12 protein-coding genes are annotated in these 14,759 nt (G+C 73.6%); 6 read left to right on the plus strand and 6 right to left on the minus strand.

Features of this window, described 5'->3' with window-relative positions; genetic code table 11:
• The first annotated feature begins 105 nt into the window (after positions 1–105).
• Positions 106–714 (plus strand): LuxR C-terminal-related transcriptional regulator, encoded by a 609-nt coding sequence (locus tag ACWGJM_RS24785; protein ID WP_453413877.1) that lies wholly within the window; start codon positions 106–108, stop codon positions 712–714.
• Here the strand turns inward: ACWGJM_RS24785 and ACWGJM_RS24790 are convergent.
• The 4 genes from ACWGJM_RS24790 to lanKC form a co-directional block, all read right to left on the minus strand.
• Positions 691–2,631: an ATP-binding cassette domain-containing protein gene (locus ACWGJM_RS24790; RefSeq protein WP_453413878.1), complete on the minus strand. Its 1,941-nt coding sequence runs from the start codon at positions 2,629–2,631 to the stop codon at positions 691–693. The two genes, ACWGJM_RS24785 and ACWGJM_RS24790, sit on opposite strands and share 24 nt — an antisense overlap.
• Complete coding sequence (locus ACWGJM_RS24795; RefSeq protein ID WP_453413879.1) at positions 2,625–4,349, minus strand: ABC transporter ATP-binding protein; 1,725 nt, start codon at positions 4,347–4,349, stop codon at positions 2,625–2,627. The genes ACWGJM_RS24790 and ACWGJM_RS24795 overlap by 7 nt, the downstream gene beginning before the upstream one ends.
• Positions 4,350–4,512: 163 nt before the next feature.
• Entirely contained in the window at positions 4,513–4,626 is a 114-nt protein-coding gene (locus ACWGJM_RS24800) for a SapB/AmfS family lanthipeptide (protein ID WP_453413880.1), read from the minus strand.
• A 65-nt stretch (positions 4,627–4,691) separates the two neighbouring features.
• Positions 4,692–7,316: a class III lanthionine synthetase LanKC gene (lanKC, locus tag ACWGJM_RS24805; RefSeq protein WP_453413881.1), complete on the minus strand. Its 2,625-nt coding sequence runs from the start codon at positions 7,314–7,316 to the stop codon at positions 4,692–4,694.
• Positions 7,317–7,501: 185 nt separating this feature from the next.
• On the opposite strand from lanKC, the gene ACWGJM_RS24810 reads away from it, so the two are divergent.
• The 3 genes from ACWGJM_RS24810 to qcrB all read left to right on the plus strand — a co-directional run bounded on the left by ACWGJM_RS24810 (position 7,502) and on the right by qcrB (position 11,823).
• Positions 7,502–9,955, plus strand: a complete 2,454-nt coding sequence (locus ACWGJM_RS24810; RefSeq protein WP_453413882.1) for a SpoIIE family protein phosphatase — start codon at positions 7,502–7,504, stop codon at positions 9,953–9,955.
• Positions 9,956–10,048: 93 nt separating this feature from the next.
• The gene (locus tag ACWGJM_RS24815; protein WP_453413883.1) at positions 10,049–10,324 is read left to right on the plus strand and encodes a hypothetical protein; all 276 of its coding nucleotides are present in this window, start codon (positions 10,049–10,051) and stop codon (positions 10,322–10,324) included.
• Complete coding sequence (gene qcrB / locus ACWGJM_RS24820) at positions 10,321–11,823, plus strand: cytochrome bc1 complex cytochrome b subunit (protein ID WP_453413884.1); 1,503 nt, start codon at positions 10,321–10,323, stop codon at positions 11,821–11,823. Before ACWGJM_RS24815 ends, qcrB begins: the two co-directional genes overlap by 4 nt.
• A 31-nt stretch (positions 11,824–11,854) precedes the next feature.
• Here the strand turns inward: qcrB and ACWGJM_RS24825 are convergent, their stop codons facing one another.
• Together ACWGJM_RS24825 and ctaD are read right to left on the minus strand one after the other, a co-directional pair.
• Complete coding sequence (locus ACWGJM_RS24825; RefSeq protein ID WP_453413885.1) at positions 11,855–12,238, minus strand: cytochrome c oxidase subunit 4; 384 nt, start codon at positions 12,236–12,238, stop codon at positions 11,855–11,857.
• Complete coding sequence (gene ctaD, locus ACWGJM_RS24830) at positions 12,235–13,899, minus strand: aa3-type cytochrome oxidase subunit I (protein ID WP_453413886.1); 1,665 nt, start codon at positions 13,897–13,899, stop codon at positions 12,235–12,237. Before ctaD ends, ACWGJM_RS24825 begins: the two co-directional genes overlap by 4 nt.
• Before the next feature lie 126 nt (positions 13,900–14,025).
• On the opposite strand from ctaD, the gene ACWGJM_RS24835 reads away from it, so the two are divergent.
• A complete protein-coding gene (locus tag ACWGJM_RS24835; protein WP_453413887.1) occupies positions 14,026–14,394 on the plus strand; it encodes a DUF6479 family protein in 369 nt (122 codons plus the stop codon).
• 73 nt (positions 14,395–14,467) lie between these two features.
• The gene (locus tag ACWGJM_RS24840) at positions 14,468–14,644 is read left to right on the plus strand and encodes a hypothetical protein (protein WP_453413888.1); all 177 of its coding nucleotides are present in this window, start codon (positions 14,468–14,470) and stop codon (positions 14,642–14,644) included.
• Positions 14,645–14,759: the final 115 nt, after the last annotated feature.

Raw genomic sequence — 14,759 nt, forward strand, 5'->3', positions numbered from 1 at the left:
CTTCGCGCCTACGAGGGGTCATGCCCGCCAACAATGGGGCACGCGCTAGGAGCCCCGAACAGGGGCTCACACCTGGACGAAGTACGGCGAGCCGAAGGGGTGGCAGTGATCGGAGTGCTTCTGGTGCATGACGCGTGTCTGGTGCGATCGGTCCTGGCGGAGTGGCTGCGCCGGGAACCCGGAATGCGGGTGGACGACACGTCGTGGCGCGGCGCGTCCGCACGGGTGCGGTCCTTACGGCCGGACGTGTGCGCGGCGGACCTGGAATACGCGGACGGCCTCGGCGTGCCGCCACTGGGTGAACTGTGCCCGCGGGGCCCCGGCTCCGCGCCGCCCCGCCTGATCGTGCTGGCCGGCAAGAACCGGCCCGGGCTGCTGAGACGGGCGGTCGAGGCGGGGGCGCTCGGCTACGTGGACAAGGAGGGGGCGCCGGAGAGACTTGTGCGCGCGATCCGGCGTGTCGCCGAGGGGGAACGTTTCGTCGACGATTCGCTGGGCTTTGGATTCCTCAAGGCCGCTCAGATGCCGCTGACGCGGCGCGAGCTGAGCGTGCTGTCGCTGGCGGCCGGGGGAGCGTCCATCGCGGAGATCGCCGGGAGCCTGCACCTGTCCCACGGGACCGTGCGGAACTACATGGCGGCGATCACCCGCAAGACCGGGGCGCGCAACCGGATCGACGCGATCCGCATCTCACAGGGGGAGGGCTGGTTGTGACGGCCCGGCGGCCGACGCGGGGGTCCAGCCGCCGACCAGGTCCCGGTACAGCGGGGAGGCCGCGAGGAGCTCGTCATGGGTGCCGTACGCCGTGCGGCGGCCGTCCATCACCAGGATCCGGTCCGCGCGGCGCGCCGAGCTGATGCGGTGGGCGACGACCACCAGGGTGCCGCCGGGGCGCTCGGCGAAGGCCCGCTCCGCGCGCGCCTCCGCCTCCGGGTCGAGATGACAGGTCGCCTCGTCCAGCAGCGCCAGCGGCGCGGGGGACAGATACGCCCGGGTGAGGGCGATCAGCTGCCGCTCGCCGGCGGACAGCGCCGCCGGCTCGACCGGCGCGCGGAGCCCGCCCAGGGTCTTCGACAGCGGCGTGAGTCCGATCGCGTCGGCGGCTGCCAGCAGCTCCTCCTCCGGCACCGGGCCGGCGCGCAAGTGCTCCAGGTTCTCGGCGAGTGTGCCGGTGTGGACGTACGCCTCCTGCGGGATCAGCACCCGCCGCGCGGTGGCCTCCCGGCTCGGTACGGGGTGCCCGTACACCCGGATCGCCCCGCCCGCGGGCGCCAGCAGCCCCGCGACCAGAGCGGTGAGCGTCGACTTCCCGATCCCGCTCGGCCCCACGACGGCGAGATGCCCACCGTCCGGCACCCGCAGCTCCAGCCCGTCGACCACGGGTTCACTGGCGGGTCCGTAGGCGAAGGTGACGGAGGCGAGGGCGAGGGCATCCGGGGACGGGGCCGGCGCGGGCGGGGGAGCCGGCTGCCCGCACGTGCCCACGGGTTGGGCGTGGTCCCCGCCGGGCCGGACGGTCACGCCCGCGGTTTCCGCGCCTTCGCCGGGGGGCCGGGCGGGCGCCGCGGTGGGGCGAGCACGGGGGTCCGAGAGACGGAGGTCCGAAGGACGGGGGTCAGCCCCTCCCGGTTCGGGCCCCGTGCCCGTGAAGGCCCCGGCCGGGCCCGTGGCCCAGGGATCCGTGGGCGTCGACGGGCGCGGTACCGGTCGGTTCTGCGCCTCACCCGGAGGGATCAGGCGGCGCAGGACCACCGTCAGGCGGGAGCCGCTGGTGCCGAGGCCGTGGATGAGGTTCTGCAGGGCGGGCAGGAGGGACTGGGTGACGTAGGCAAGGGCGCCGACGAGGGCGCCGGGGGTGACGTCGTGGGCGAGCAGCCAGGGGGCGGTGGCGAGGAGGAGGACGACGGGCAGCTGTCCGCCCAGGGCCAGGGACGCCACCCGCAGGACGCCGAAGCGGGCCAGGGAGCGGGCGGCCAGCAGTTCGGCGTCGACGCGGGCCCGCAGGTCGGCGCCGGTCTGTGTCTCCGCGCCGGCCGCCGTCACGTCGCGCAGCCCGGGGCAGACCGTGCCCCACTGCTCGGCGAGGGCCTCGTCGGCGACGAGGAAGGCCTCCTGCCGCCGGGCCAGCGGACGCAGCGTGCCGGCGAACAGGCCGACCCCGGCGAGCAGCGGCGGCGCGACCACCAGCAGGAGCCGCGGAGAGAGGGAGAAGAGACCGGCAAGGGCACCCGCCGCGGTGAAGACGAACGACCGCGAGACCATCACCAGCCCCGCGAGGTTGTCCCGCGCGATCTCCACCTGCTGGGTGAGCCCGGACAGCGCCGCCCCGTCCGCCTCCCGTACCCCGCGCGCCACCACCCGTTCCACGAGCCGGTCCCGCACCGGTTCGACCAGCGCGGCGACGGCCCCGTACACCCGCCCGGTCCCGTACGCCCCGACGGCCACGCCCAGCGCCGCCACGCCGAGCCACAGCAGTCCGGCCCGGACCAGGCCGGCCAGGAACCCCTCGTCCAGGGCCCGCGCGAGCGCGTACCCGACCAGGAAGGTCTGCCCCGCCTCCAGCACCGACCAGCCGGCCAGCCGGGCCAGCACCCGCCATCGCAGCACTCCCAGCGCCCGCACCGTCACCATGACAGCCCCTCCTCGTTGCCGAACACCGCCCGGTACGCCGGGTCCCGCCACAGCCGTGCGTGCGGCCCGACCGCCCGTAACCGCCCTCCGTCCAGCCAGGCCACCGTGTCGGCGCGGGCCGCCGTCGCCGCGCGGTGGGCGACGAGCAGGCGGGTGGGACGGGTGTCGCCGGTCAGCAGGGCCTCGGTGACGTGGTGCTCGGTCACCGTGTCGAGGCTGGAGAGGGCGTCGTCGAGGATCAGCAGCCGCCCGCCGTGAGCGAAGGCGCGGGCGAGGCCGAGGCGCTGGGACTCGCCGCCGGAGCGGGGGGCGTCCCGGCAGGCGGTGGCGTAACCGCGCGGCAGCCGGCGTACGAACGCGTCGGCGTGTGCCCGGCGGGCGGCGGTGCGGATCTGGTCGGGAGAGAGGGCGGGGCGGCCCAGGGCGATGGTGTCGTCGATGGTCGTGCCGAGCAGGGCGGGGCGTTCGAAGGCGTAGGAGACGGCCGCCCGCAGGTCGTCCTGCGCGATCTCGCGCAGCGGCACGCCGTCGAGCAGCACCTCCCCGGCGTCCGGATCGGCCAGCCGCCCGGCGAGGGCCGCGAGCAGGGACTTGCCCGCGCCGGAGCGGCCGACCACCGCGAGGGCCGTGCCGCCCGGGACGTCCAGGTCGACGCCGTCGAGCACGGTGCGTCCGCCGCGCCGGGCGGTGACGCCGCGCAGCCGAAGGCACCCGGGACCGGGCGGCAGCCGGCGCGTGCCGGGCGCGGGCGCGGGCTCGGCCAGCACCTCGCCCAGCCGGCGCGCCGCCGCCCTGGCCCGGGACAGCGCGGCGACCCGGCCGACGAGTACGCCCACACCGCCCGCGAGGACGGCGTACCGGGAGGCGGCGAGCACCTCGCCCACGGTCAGCCGGTGCCGGGTGAGCAGGAACCCGGCCACGGCGACGACGGCCAGTTGCAGCAGGGGCGCCACGGCCACCGCCCGCGCCGCGGCCCGGCCCTGCACCCGCCACATCCGGTGCCCCGCGCGGGACAGTTCGGGCAGTGGCCGCAGGATCCGTGCCGTCTCCCGCTCCTCGGTGCCCGCCGCGCGGATCGTGCGGGAGCCGCCGACCGCCTCCGCCAGGGCCGTCGCGATCCCGCCCTGGACCCGCTGGTAGTCCGCCACGCAGCTCGAGGTGGCGCGGGCGAAGGCGCGCAGCAGCAGTGCGAGGAACGGCGCGCCGGCGAGCAGGACGGCCGCCAGCCGCCAGTCGATCAGGCCGAGCGCCACCACGCCCCCCACGGGCCCGGCGAGCGCGGCGAGCAGCGCGGCGAGGGCGCCGGGCGCCGTCCCGGCCTGAGCGCCGCCGCCGACCAGGCGGGCGACGAGGTCACCGGGGCCGAAACGGTCCGTGGCGCGCGGGCCCAGCGCCAGCACGTGCCCGGCCAACCGCCGCCGCAGCCACGCCGTGGCCCGCGCGTCGACCGTGCCGGCCAGCACGCTCTCGCACCCGTCGAGGACGGCCAGCGTCACCACCAGCCCCGCGCAGCACCACACCCAGCGGGCCGCCGCGCCGTGCGCCAGCAGCAGGTCGAGGGTCCGGCCCAGTACGGCCGGAAGCAGCAGACCCACGGCGGTGGTGGCGCAGCTCACCGCGCACAGGGCGGCGCAACGGGCCGCGTCGTGCCGGGTCGCCCCGCGCAGCAGGGTGCGGGTCGGGGCGGCCACCGGGTCGTCGTCGGCGCAGGTCGTCATCGGGCTGCGGACCTCGCATCGAGGAAGAGACAAACGAGGAAGAGACAAACTAGGAAAACGAGGAAGAGGCAATCGCGGCAGAGACAGAGGGACAGCGGGTGAAGCCCCGGGCGGTCCCCCTCCCGTGGGAGAGGGCCGCCCGGAGCCATGGGCGCGGTATGCGTCAGAGACAGATCAGGACGCTCGCGGCCGAGACGCAGGAGAGCAGGCTCGCCGTGCTCGCGCCGCCGCCGGTGTGCTCGTCGGACTCCATGGTCTGAAGGTCGAGGAGTGCCATCTCGGTTTCCTTTCGGTGGGTGGTGCGTCGGTTCCCCTGAACCCCTTGGTGGGGACGGGGTGGTGTCACGACTCCGTCAGGTCGCGGAGCCGCGTGGTGGGGGCCGCCGGTGACGGCGGGAGGAACGGCAGGTGTGCGCGGTGCTCGCCGTCGAGGGCCGCCGCGAGCGCGAGCAGGCACCCGGCCGTTCCGGTGGCGAGGTCCATGGACAGCCGCATCATCTGGTGCCCGGGGAAGGCCAGTTGGCCCTGGTAGGCCATGGCGAACCAGCCGAGCCCGGCGATCTGTCCGGCGAGCCGGGACGGTGTCGCGCCCGGCGCGGTGGTGCGGCTGAGGTGCAGGATCATTCCGGCGCGCCCCTGGAAGAGGCCGGGCTGTGCGTAGAAGCGGGAGGTCGCGGCGGCGAGGATGCCGGCCCGGGCCCGTTCGAACTCCTCGCTGTCGCCGGTGGCGTGGGCGAGGAAGTCGTCGAGGACCAGGCCGATGCCGGCGCTGCCGTCACCGAGGTAGGGCAGGGTCCGCCAGCCCTCGTCCACCTCCAGGCCGCCGGTCCTGACCTGCATCACACAGCGCGCCAGATCGCGGCGCAGCGCCTCGGCGGCGGCCGCCAGCAGCCGGGGCTCGCCGGTCGACTCGTAGCGACGCAGCAGGAACAGCGCCGCTCCGGTGGCGCCCCGCAGCAGCCCCGCCCGCCGTTTGGGACCGTCCGGGACCGGTTCGGCGAGGCGGCCGACGAGGATGTCCGCGGCCTCGGCGGCCCGCTCGGCGAGTTCCCGCTCGCCGGTCGTGCGCGCCAGCGAGTCCAGGACCAGGCCGAGGCCGGCCAGTCCGCCGTGCAGGTCGGAGGAGAGGTGCTGCCATTTCTCCCGGAGGATGCCGCCGACCAGGTCCAGGACGCGCTGCCGGTGACCGAGCCGGTCGAGGACGAGGGCGACGCCCGCGAGACCGTCGTACAGACCGAGCGGGGTGCCGGGCGGCGGCGGTGCGGTGCGGGCCAGCAGCCAGCGCTCGCCCTCCTCGTGGCGGCCCGCGCCGGTCTCCGCCAGCGCGTACAGCACGCCCGCCGCGCCGTGTGCGAGGCCGAGTCCGCCGCCGTCGCCGAACTGCGCGATGTCGCCGGGGAAGAGCCGGTCGTCGCGCTCCGGCGTGGCCGAGGCGAGGATCGCCTTGACCATGGAGTCCCGGCTGTAGGGCCAGTCGCCCGGCTCCACCGGCTGGATCGGCCCCACCGCGCGGGCCGCGCCCGCCGCGTCCCGGGTGATCTCCGCGACCGCCTCGTCCAGGAAGGCGCGCGGCACGTCCGGGAACTGCTCGGCGACCACCTCGGCGAGATGCGCCGCCTTGCCCCGGTCGACCACGAACAGCGTGGTCACGGGCAGGAACAGGGCCAGCCGTAAGCAGGCCAGCGCATAGCGGTCGACGTCCTTGCCGCGGCGGTCGGGCGGCGCGAAGAAGCCGGGGTGGGCGATGACCTGGCGGCCCATCTCCGCGGCCGGGGCCGCGGCCTCGAAGTCGATGAGGAACACCGACTCCTCGTCGGGCGCGACCATGATGTTGAAGACGTGCAGGTCGTTGAAGACCAGCCCGCGCGCGTGCACCGCCTCCACGGCCTGCTCGACCGCCCGGTGAATGCGCAGCGCCCACGCCGTGTAGCCGGCGACGGCCTCCGGGTCCGGGTCCGCGGTCAGCAGCGGGTGCCGCTCCGCGAAGAAGGAGTTGAGCGGCCGCCCCTCGATGAAGTCCATGACCAGGAAGCGGTGCTCGCCCAGCGTGAACCAGTCCCGCACCTCGGGCACCACTCCGGTCCCGGCGACCCGTTCCAGCGCGGCCTTCTCGCGCTCCAGCCGCGCCACCGCGTCCGCGCCGTCGGCGGCGAGCCCCGCGTGCGGCCGCCCCTCCTTGAGCACCACCCGGCGTCCGTCACGGGTGTCGGTGCCCGCGTACACGCCGCCACCGTTGGAGAAGTGCAGCGCCTTCTCGATGCGGTACGGCAGCTCGCCGACCGTCGTGGTGTTACGGGCCGCCAGATGCGGCTCGAGGAAGGACGGCAGGGTCACCCACTCCGGAACCTGGAAGGACGGTGCGCGCCGGTCCGGCACCAGCCGGCCCTCGCCGTCGCGCACCGCGGGGACCAGCGAGCCGCGCTCGTCGACGACATAGGCGCGCGCGAAGGCGCCGTAACGCACGTACAGCGGACCGTCGTGCCAGCGCAGATCGGTCAGGATGTACGGCCCCTCGAAGCCGGCGAGCAGTTCGCCGAGCTCGTTCAGCACCCGGTGCAGCTGCTCCTCGTCGGCCGGGTAGACGGTGACGAACTTGCCGCTGGTGTCACGGCCCGCGTACTTGGCGTTGCGCAGGTGCAGCAGATGCGGGGCCGGCACGAACTTGAACGGAATGCGCCGCGGCACACAGTAGTCCCACACGATCGCCGCGATCCGCTCCGCGTCCGCCCGCGTCGCCGAGGCGTGGATCTTCCAGCCCTGCGCGGGCGACGGCAGCGGCGCGCCGTCCGCGTCGAGCGGCGTCAGCGTCAGCCAGTCGCCGGTGCGCCCCGCGTGCCAGCCCTCCGGGACCTCGCGGCGCGCCGTGTCGTACAGCGGTGCGGCGTCCGGACCGGCCGCGGACAGCCGGTCGGGCGTGTCGTAGAAGTGACTGTCGGCGAGCGCGTACACCTCGTACCGCTTGTCCATGCCTTCCCCTCCTTGGCCCGCAACGAACTTTCCAGACCCCGGTGGTCGCGGACAGTCACCGCTGTCACGAGATCGTTGTGCGGAACGCATGGGTCAAGACATGTTCGGTGCGTTTCGAGCGTCGGCCGGCCCCAGGCTCCCCCGAACCGTCACAGGGGCTGCGCGGGGCTTCCATAAGCGCTGTAATGGCGAACGTGGTCAGTGAGGGTGCGGCGGTGCGCAGAACGAGAACGGAGCGTGCCGAACTTGCCCTTGAAACGGTCACCGCCGATCTTGGTTCTCCCGACCGGCTGCGCCGCGTCCTCGAACAGGCCCTCGTCTTCGCCGGTGCGGCGTTCGCCGGCGTGTACGCGCCCGGTGAGAACGGCGCCTCCCTGTGCCTCCTGGAGTCGGCCGGCCTGCCGCGCACGCTGTACGGGCTGCGCGACAGCTATCCCGCCGCCGGCCGGTCCCCGGCCGCCGGGGTCCACCGCGGGGGGCGACCGGTGTGGCTCGGGCCCGAGGAACTCGCCGACTGCCCCGAGGCGCGGCGCACCCCCTGTCCGGACTTCTTCCTGGCCGTCCTGCCGGTTCCCATGGACGCGGGCGGCTGCCTGGTAGCCGTCACCGAGAGCCCAGGGGGCTTCGGCACCGAGGACCGCGCCTGCCTGGAACTGATCGCGGAGGCCGTCGCCTGGCGCCCTCCGGCCCGCGCCGCCGACACCGGCGAGCTGCCCGCCGACGCCTTCAGCCTGGCCATGGACACCGGCCGCATCGAGGTCGGCGACGGGATCCTGGAGCTGTTCGGGATGGACCGGGCGGAGTTCGACGGCAAGGTGGAGACCCTGCTCGGCCGGACCGTGCCGGAGGACCTGCCCGCGCTGATGTCGGCCGTCGAGGCCGACCACATGTCCATCGGCGACCGTGAGCTGGAGTTCCGCATCCTCCAGCCGTCCGGCTCGCCCAAGTGGCTGCGGCTGCGCGGCCGGCTGCTGCCCGGCGGCGACGGGGTTCCGGCCCGCCTGGTCGGCACCGTCGCGGACGCCTCCACACTGCGCTCCGACGTCACCGACGTGGCCCGCGTGCAGCGCCTCGCCGCCGCGCTCGCCACCGCCGGCACCGTCAAGGACGTCAGCCAGGCCGTGGTCGCCGCGCTGCGCAGGCCGCTGAACGCCGACCGGATCGCCCTGGCCGAGCTGGAGAACGACCGCCTGGTGGTCACCGTCCTCGACCCGCCCGAACCGGAGGTCTGGCCCGAGCTGTGGCGCACGGAGTGGCGAACCGAGTGGCCGGACGCGCCGGTCCGGGCGATGCCCACGCTGGCCGCCGCCCTGCGCGAGGGCCGCATCCACATCTGGCCGGCGGACACCTCTCTGGAGCCCGCCCTGGCCGAGGTCGGCCCCGGCGGCCTCGCCGTCCTGCCGCTGCCCGCCGGGGGCCGGATGGCGGGCGCCTGCCTGATCGGCTGGGACCGTCCGCACGACGTCGGCCACGACGAGCGCGCCCTGCTCACCGCCGCGGCCACGCTGGCCGGCCACGCCCTGATGCGCGCCCACGCCTTCGACGCCGAGCACGAACTGGTCGGCATGCTCCAGCGCACGCTGCTGCCGCGCCGCCTGCCCAAGCTGCCCGGCGGGGTCGCGGTCGCCCGCTATCTGCCCACCACGGCCGGGCTGGAGGTCGGCGGCGACTGGTACGACGTGATCCCGCTGCCCGACAACCACGTGGCCCTGGTCATCGGCGATGTACAGGGCCACAACGCGGGCGCCGCGACCCTCATGGGCCAGATGCGCACCGCCCTGCGCGCGTACGCGGCCGAGGGGCACCCGCCGGACGTGGTGGTCGCCCACGCCAACCGTCTCCTGATGGAGCTGGAGACGGACCTCTTCGCCACCTGTGCCTACGTCGACGTCGACATGGAGGAGGGCTCCGCCTGGTGCGTGCGGGCCGGGCACGTGCCGCCGGTGCTGCGCCACCCGGACGGCACGACCACCGTCGTGGAGGCGGAGGGCGGCCCGCCGCTGGGCGTGCTCGCCCAGGCCGACTTCCCCATGACCCCGCTCCGGCTCCAGCCCGGCACGGTGCTCGCGCTGACCACGGACGGCCTGGTGGAGTCCGCCGAGGAGGACATCGACGACGGGATGGACCGGCTTGCCCACGACCTGTCCGCCTCCGACCCCGCCCACCTCGGCATCGTCGCCGACACACTGCTCGCCGGCGCCCACCGCGAGGACGACGTCGCCCTGCTGCTGATGCGCTACGACGGCATGGCCGTCCGCCCGCTCAGGGAGGGCTGGACGGTGTGGCGGGTCCCGGAGGCCGTCCGGCACGCCCGCCGCTTCACCCGGCGCACCCTGCGCGCCTGGGAGGTGCCCGCCGAGGACATCGACCCCGTGCTGCTGGTCGTCTCCGAGCTCGTCACCAACGCCCTGGTGCACACCGACGGCCAGGTCCGCCTGGACCTCACCCTCGTCAACCACCGGATGCGCGTCGCCGTCACCGACGCCTCGCCCCGCACCCCGATCAAGCCCACCAGCGTCGGCTGGGAGGCCACCGGCGGCCGCGGCATCCTCCTCGTGGAGGCCATGTCGGCGGCCTGGGGCACGCTCCCGGTGAGCGGCGGCAAGCAGGTCTGGTCCGAACTCGTACTCGACAGCTGACCCGCGCGGGCCCACCCGCCACACGGGTGCGCGTGCGGGGTGCATACGGCAGGTCGCCGGGGTCCGTACCGCCGCCTTGCCTAGGGTCCTGCCGTGGCACACACCTTCGAAGAGCTCGTGGAGAAGCAGCGCGCGGCCGAGGCGGCGCACGCGAGGGCCATGGCCCTGCGCGAGGCGTACGGGCCTCCGGCCCAGGCACAGTGGACCGGCGCCCAGTCGTCGACCTACGAGACGGCCCTGCGAGCCTGGCGCGACCTGGCCCGCGAGGTGCAGACGGCGCTCGGCGAGTACGCGAAGGAGACGGGCAGGTCCCGGACCGAGACCGAGGCGGAGGTGCAGCGGGCGGCCGCGGAACCGGAGCAGACGTGACATCGCCCGGGCCGCCCGGACGGAATCGCGCATCCCGCGGTGAACGGCTCGCCGACGCCGTGGACGCCCGGCTGCCGGCCGTCGAGGCCGGGTCGCTGCTGCGCAAGGCGTTCCCCGAGCACTGGTCCTTCCTCCTCGGCGAACTGGCGCTCTACAGCCTCCTCGTGCTGGTCCTCACCGGCGTGTGGCTGACCTTCTTCTTCGAGCCCGAGATGCGCGAGGTCGTCTACACCGGCTCGTACACACCCCTGCAAGGGGTACTGATGTCGGCGGCCTTCGACTCCACCCTGCGCATCAGCTTCGAGGTACGCGGCGGCCTGCTGATGCGGCAGACGCACCACTGGGCCGCGCTGGTCTTCGTCGGCGCGATCGGCCTGCACATGCTGCGGATCTTCTTCACCGGCGCCTTCCGCAGGCCCCGCGAATTGAACTGGGTCATCGGGCTCACCCTGTTCGTGCTCTCCCTCGCCGAGGGCTTCGCCGGCTACTCGCTCCCCGACGACCTGCTCTCCGGCACCGGGCTGCGCATCGCGCAGGGCATCATGACCTCCGTGCCGGTGGTGGGGACGTACGTCGGCTTCTTCGTCTTCGGCGGCGAGTTCCCCGGCCACGACATCATCACCCGGCTGTACCCGGTGCACATCCTGCTGCTGCCCGGCGCGCTGATCGGCCTGGTCACCGTGCACCTGATCCTGGTCTTCCATCTCAAGCACACCCAGTGGCGCGGGCCGGGCCGCGGCAACGCCAACGTCCTCGGCAAACCGCTCGTCCCGCAGTTCACCGCCTCCTCCGTCGGGCTGTCCCTCACCGTCTTCGGCGTGCTGGTGCTGCTGGCCGGCGTCGCCCAGGTCAACCCGGTCTGGGTCTACGGCCCCTACCGGCCGGACCTGGTCTCCACCGGCTCCCAGCCCGACTGGTACGTCGGCTTCCTGGAGGGCGCGCTGCGGCTGGTGCCACCGTGGGAGACGAACATCGCCGGGCACACCTTCATGTGGAACGTGCTGCTCCCCGCGGTGGTGCTGCCCGCCCTGCTGTTCCTCGTGCTGTACGCGTACCCCTTCGTGGAGCAGCGCCTGACGGGGGAGTGGCACCAGGAACGGCACCTGTGCGACCGGCCGCGCGAGCGTCCCGTACGGACCGGCCTGGGCGTCGCCGGGACCGTCTTCTACGGCGTGCTGCTGCTGGCCGGCGCCAACGACATCGTCGCGCAGAGCTTCCGGGTCTCGGTGAACACCCTGACCTGGGTGCTGCGCGTCGCGCTGGTGCTGGCCCCGGTGGCCGCGTTCCTCCTGACCCGGTGGGTGTGCCTGGCCCTGGTGGAGGCGGAGCGACACCGCCTGGCGGAAGGAGTACCGACCGGCGAGATCCGCCAGAACGTGGCGGGCGGTTACGAGACCGACCACCACCCCGTCGAGACCTCGCGCCCCGGCGCCCTGCGACGGCCCATCACCGGTCCGCGAGCCGTGACACGCCGCCCGCCCACACGCCGGGACCGGTGAGGGCTGGGCCGCCGGCCCGGACGCGGCCGGGTCACCGGTGCGCGTACTGGAACACCATCCCGAACACACCGAGCGCCAGTACGCCGAGACCGATGAGGAACAGCCACAGTCCGAACACGACCCCGGTGGCCGCCAGCGCGAAGCCCAGGGCCGTGAGCACCGGCCAGTGGCTCTCGTCCGGGAAGAACGCCACCGGGCCGGCGCCGTCGGCGACCTCGGCGTCCTTGCGGTCCTGGGGGCGTGTCCCCCGGCGCCGGTACTGCACCGCGCAGAAGAAGGCGACCACGGCCCCCATCCCCGAGGCGATGATCAGGGCCGCCGTGCCCGCCGGTTCGCCCGACCACACGCCGTAGAGCGCGGCGGTCCCGGCGAAGAACAGCGCCACGCCACCGAACAGGTACGCCTCGGTCTTCATCGATAGCCCTCCTCCTGGGCCTTCTTGACGATCGCCGGGTGGTGCAGGTCGAAGGCGGGCGACTCCGACCGCACCCGGGGCAGTGCCACGAAGTTGTGCCGCGGCGGCGGGCAGGACGTCGCCCACTCCAGGCCCCGCCCGTACCCCCAGGGATCGTCCTCCGTGACGACGGGCGCCCGGGTCGCGGTCCGCCAGACGTTGTAGAGGAACGGCAGCGTGGAGACGCCGAGCAGGAACGCCCCGGCCGTCGAGAGGGTGTTGAGCAGTGTGAACCCGTCGTCGGGCAGGTAGTCCGCGTACCGGCGGGGCATCCCGGCCTCGCCCAGCCAGTGCTGCACCAGGAAGGTGAGCTGGAACCCGGGGAAGAGCAGCCAGAAGTGCAGCTTGCCGAGCCGCTCGTCGAGCATCTTCCCGGTGATCTTGGGCCACCAGAAGTAGAAGCCGGCGAACATCGCGAACACCACCGTGCCGAACAGCACGTAGTGCAGGTGCGCCACGATGAAGTACGAGTCGGTGAGGTGGAAGTCCAGCGGGGGCGAGGCGATCAGCACCCCGCTGAGCCCGCCCAGGAGGAACGACACCATGAAGCCCATCGACCACAGCATCGGTGTCTCGAACGACAGCGAGCCGTACCGGATGGTTCCGATCCAGGCGAAGAACTTGATCCCGGTGGGCACCGCGATCAGGAAGGACATGATCGAGAAGAACGGCAGCAGCACCGCGCCCGTGGCGAACATGTGGTGCGCCCACACCACCGCGGACAGCATGGTGATCGCGATGGTCGCGCCGATCAGCGGCAGGTAGCCGAAGAGCGGTTTGCGGGAGAACACCGGCAGGATCTCCGTGACGATCCCGAAGAACGGCAGCGCGACGATGTACACCTCCGGATGCCCGAAGAACCAGAACAGGTGCTGCCACAGCAGCGCGCCCCCGTTCGTCGCGTCGAACACGTGCGCCCCGAACTTCCGGTCCGCCTCCAGCGCCAGCAGCGTCGCGGTCAGCACCGGGAACGCGGGCAGCACAAGGATCGAGGTGAACAGCACGTTCCAGGTGAAGATCGGCATCCGGAACATGGTCATGCCGGGGGCGCGCAGGGAGATGATCGTGGCGATGAAGTTCACCGCGGTCAGGGTCGTCGACACGCCCGACACCACCAGCCCCATCGCCCACAGGTCACCGCCCGCGCCGGGGGAGAAGTAGGCGCTGTTCAGCGGCGCGTACGCGAACCAGCCGAACGCCGCCGCCCCGCCGGGCACCAGGAAGCCGGACACCACGATCAGGCCGCCGAAGAGGTACATCCAGTACGACAGCGCGTTCAGCCGCGGGAAGGCCAGGTCCGGGGCGCCGATCTGGAGCGGCATGACGGCGTTGGCGAACCCGGCGAACATGGGCGTCGCGAACAGCAGCATCATGATCGTGCCGTGGACCGTGACGAACTGGTCGTAGCCCTGGAGGCTCAGGAACTGGAGGCCCGGACGGGCCAGCTCGGCGCGCATGGCGAGCGCCAGCAGCCCGGCGAGGAGGAAGAAACAGAAGGACGTGGCCATGTAGAGCCGGCCGATCACCTTGTGGTCGGTGGTCGTGGCCCAGCGCACCAGGGCCCGGCCGGGGTGGGGCGCGGTGACCGTGTACCGCTCGAGGACATCGCCGTCGTCCGACATTTCTGATAGGTCCGGTAGCTCCGACATCGTCCCGAGACGCTACTCCGCGGGTGAGACGGCCGACCCGCGCCACGCCGGGCCTGCCCGACCAGGCATCCGCCGCGCCCGTCCGGGTACCCGCCGTCCATGGACACTGCGATCAATGAGGCCGCCGGAGCCGTCTCCACCTTCGGGTACATCGCCATCCTCGTCGTGGGCGTCGCCGTCGTCGCCGGGCTGATCTGGGCCTTCCGGATGGGCTTCCGGGTGCGCCGGCGCGAGCCGGGGCCGCCCCGGCCGGAGGAGCAGCCCACACGCCCGGTCTCCGGGCCGGTGCAGGAGGAGCGCGAGGTGCGCGCATGGGACGAGGTGCCCCGGGCGGCGGACGAGAGCGAGCGGCTCACCCCGCACCAGCTCAACCCGACCGGGACCAAGCGGGCCGCCGACCAGCGCCGCCCGCGCTGGGAGCCCGGTTCGAGCGGATCGTTCGGCGGTGGCGGCGGGGGCCGTGCGTGAAAAAGCGGCAAGAAGCCAGCAAAAAGGCAGCAAGAAGACGGCAAGCAGGCAGCAAGAGAGAAGTTGAGAAGTCGTGACCGCGCAGAGCAGTGAGAAACCCGTCGTCGGCATACCCGAGACAGGCTGGTCGAAGGCCCGTCGACGGCGGGGCAAGGGAGTGCGGACCTGCCTGCCGGCCGTCCTGGACCGAGGTGCCGCACGGGAGGCGGCCCAGGGCCAGGACGGCACCATCGTCCGCGGCGAGGACTGAACCTGAACCGAACCTGAACCGATTCACCACCGGGCGGACAGCACGTAGCGCCAGAGCCATACTGTCGTAACAATCCGGCACGGAACAAAGGTCCGTTCCCGGACCGTCACCGATA

It is taken from the genome of Streptomyces sp. NPDC054834 (genome assembly GCF_053611185.1).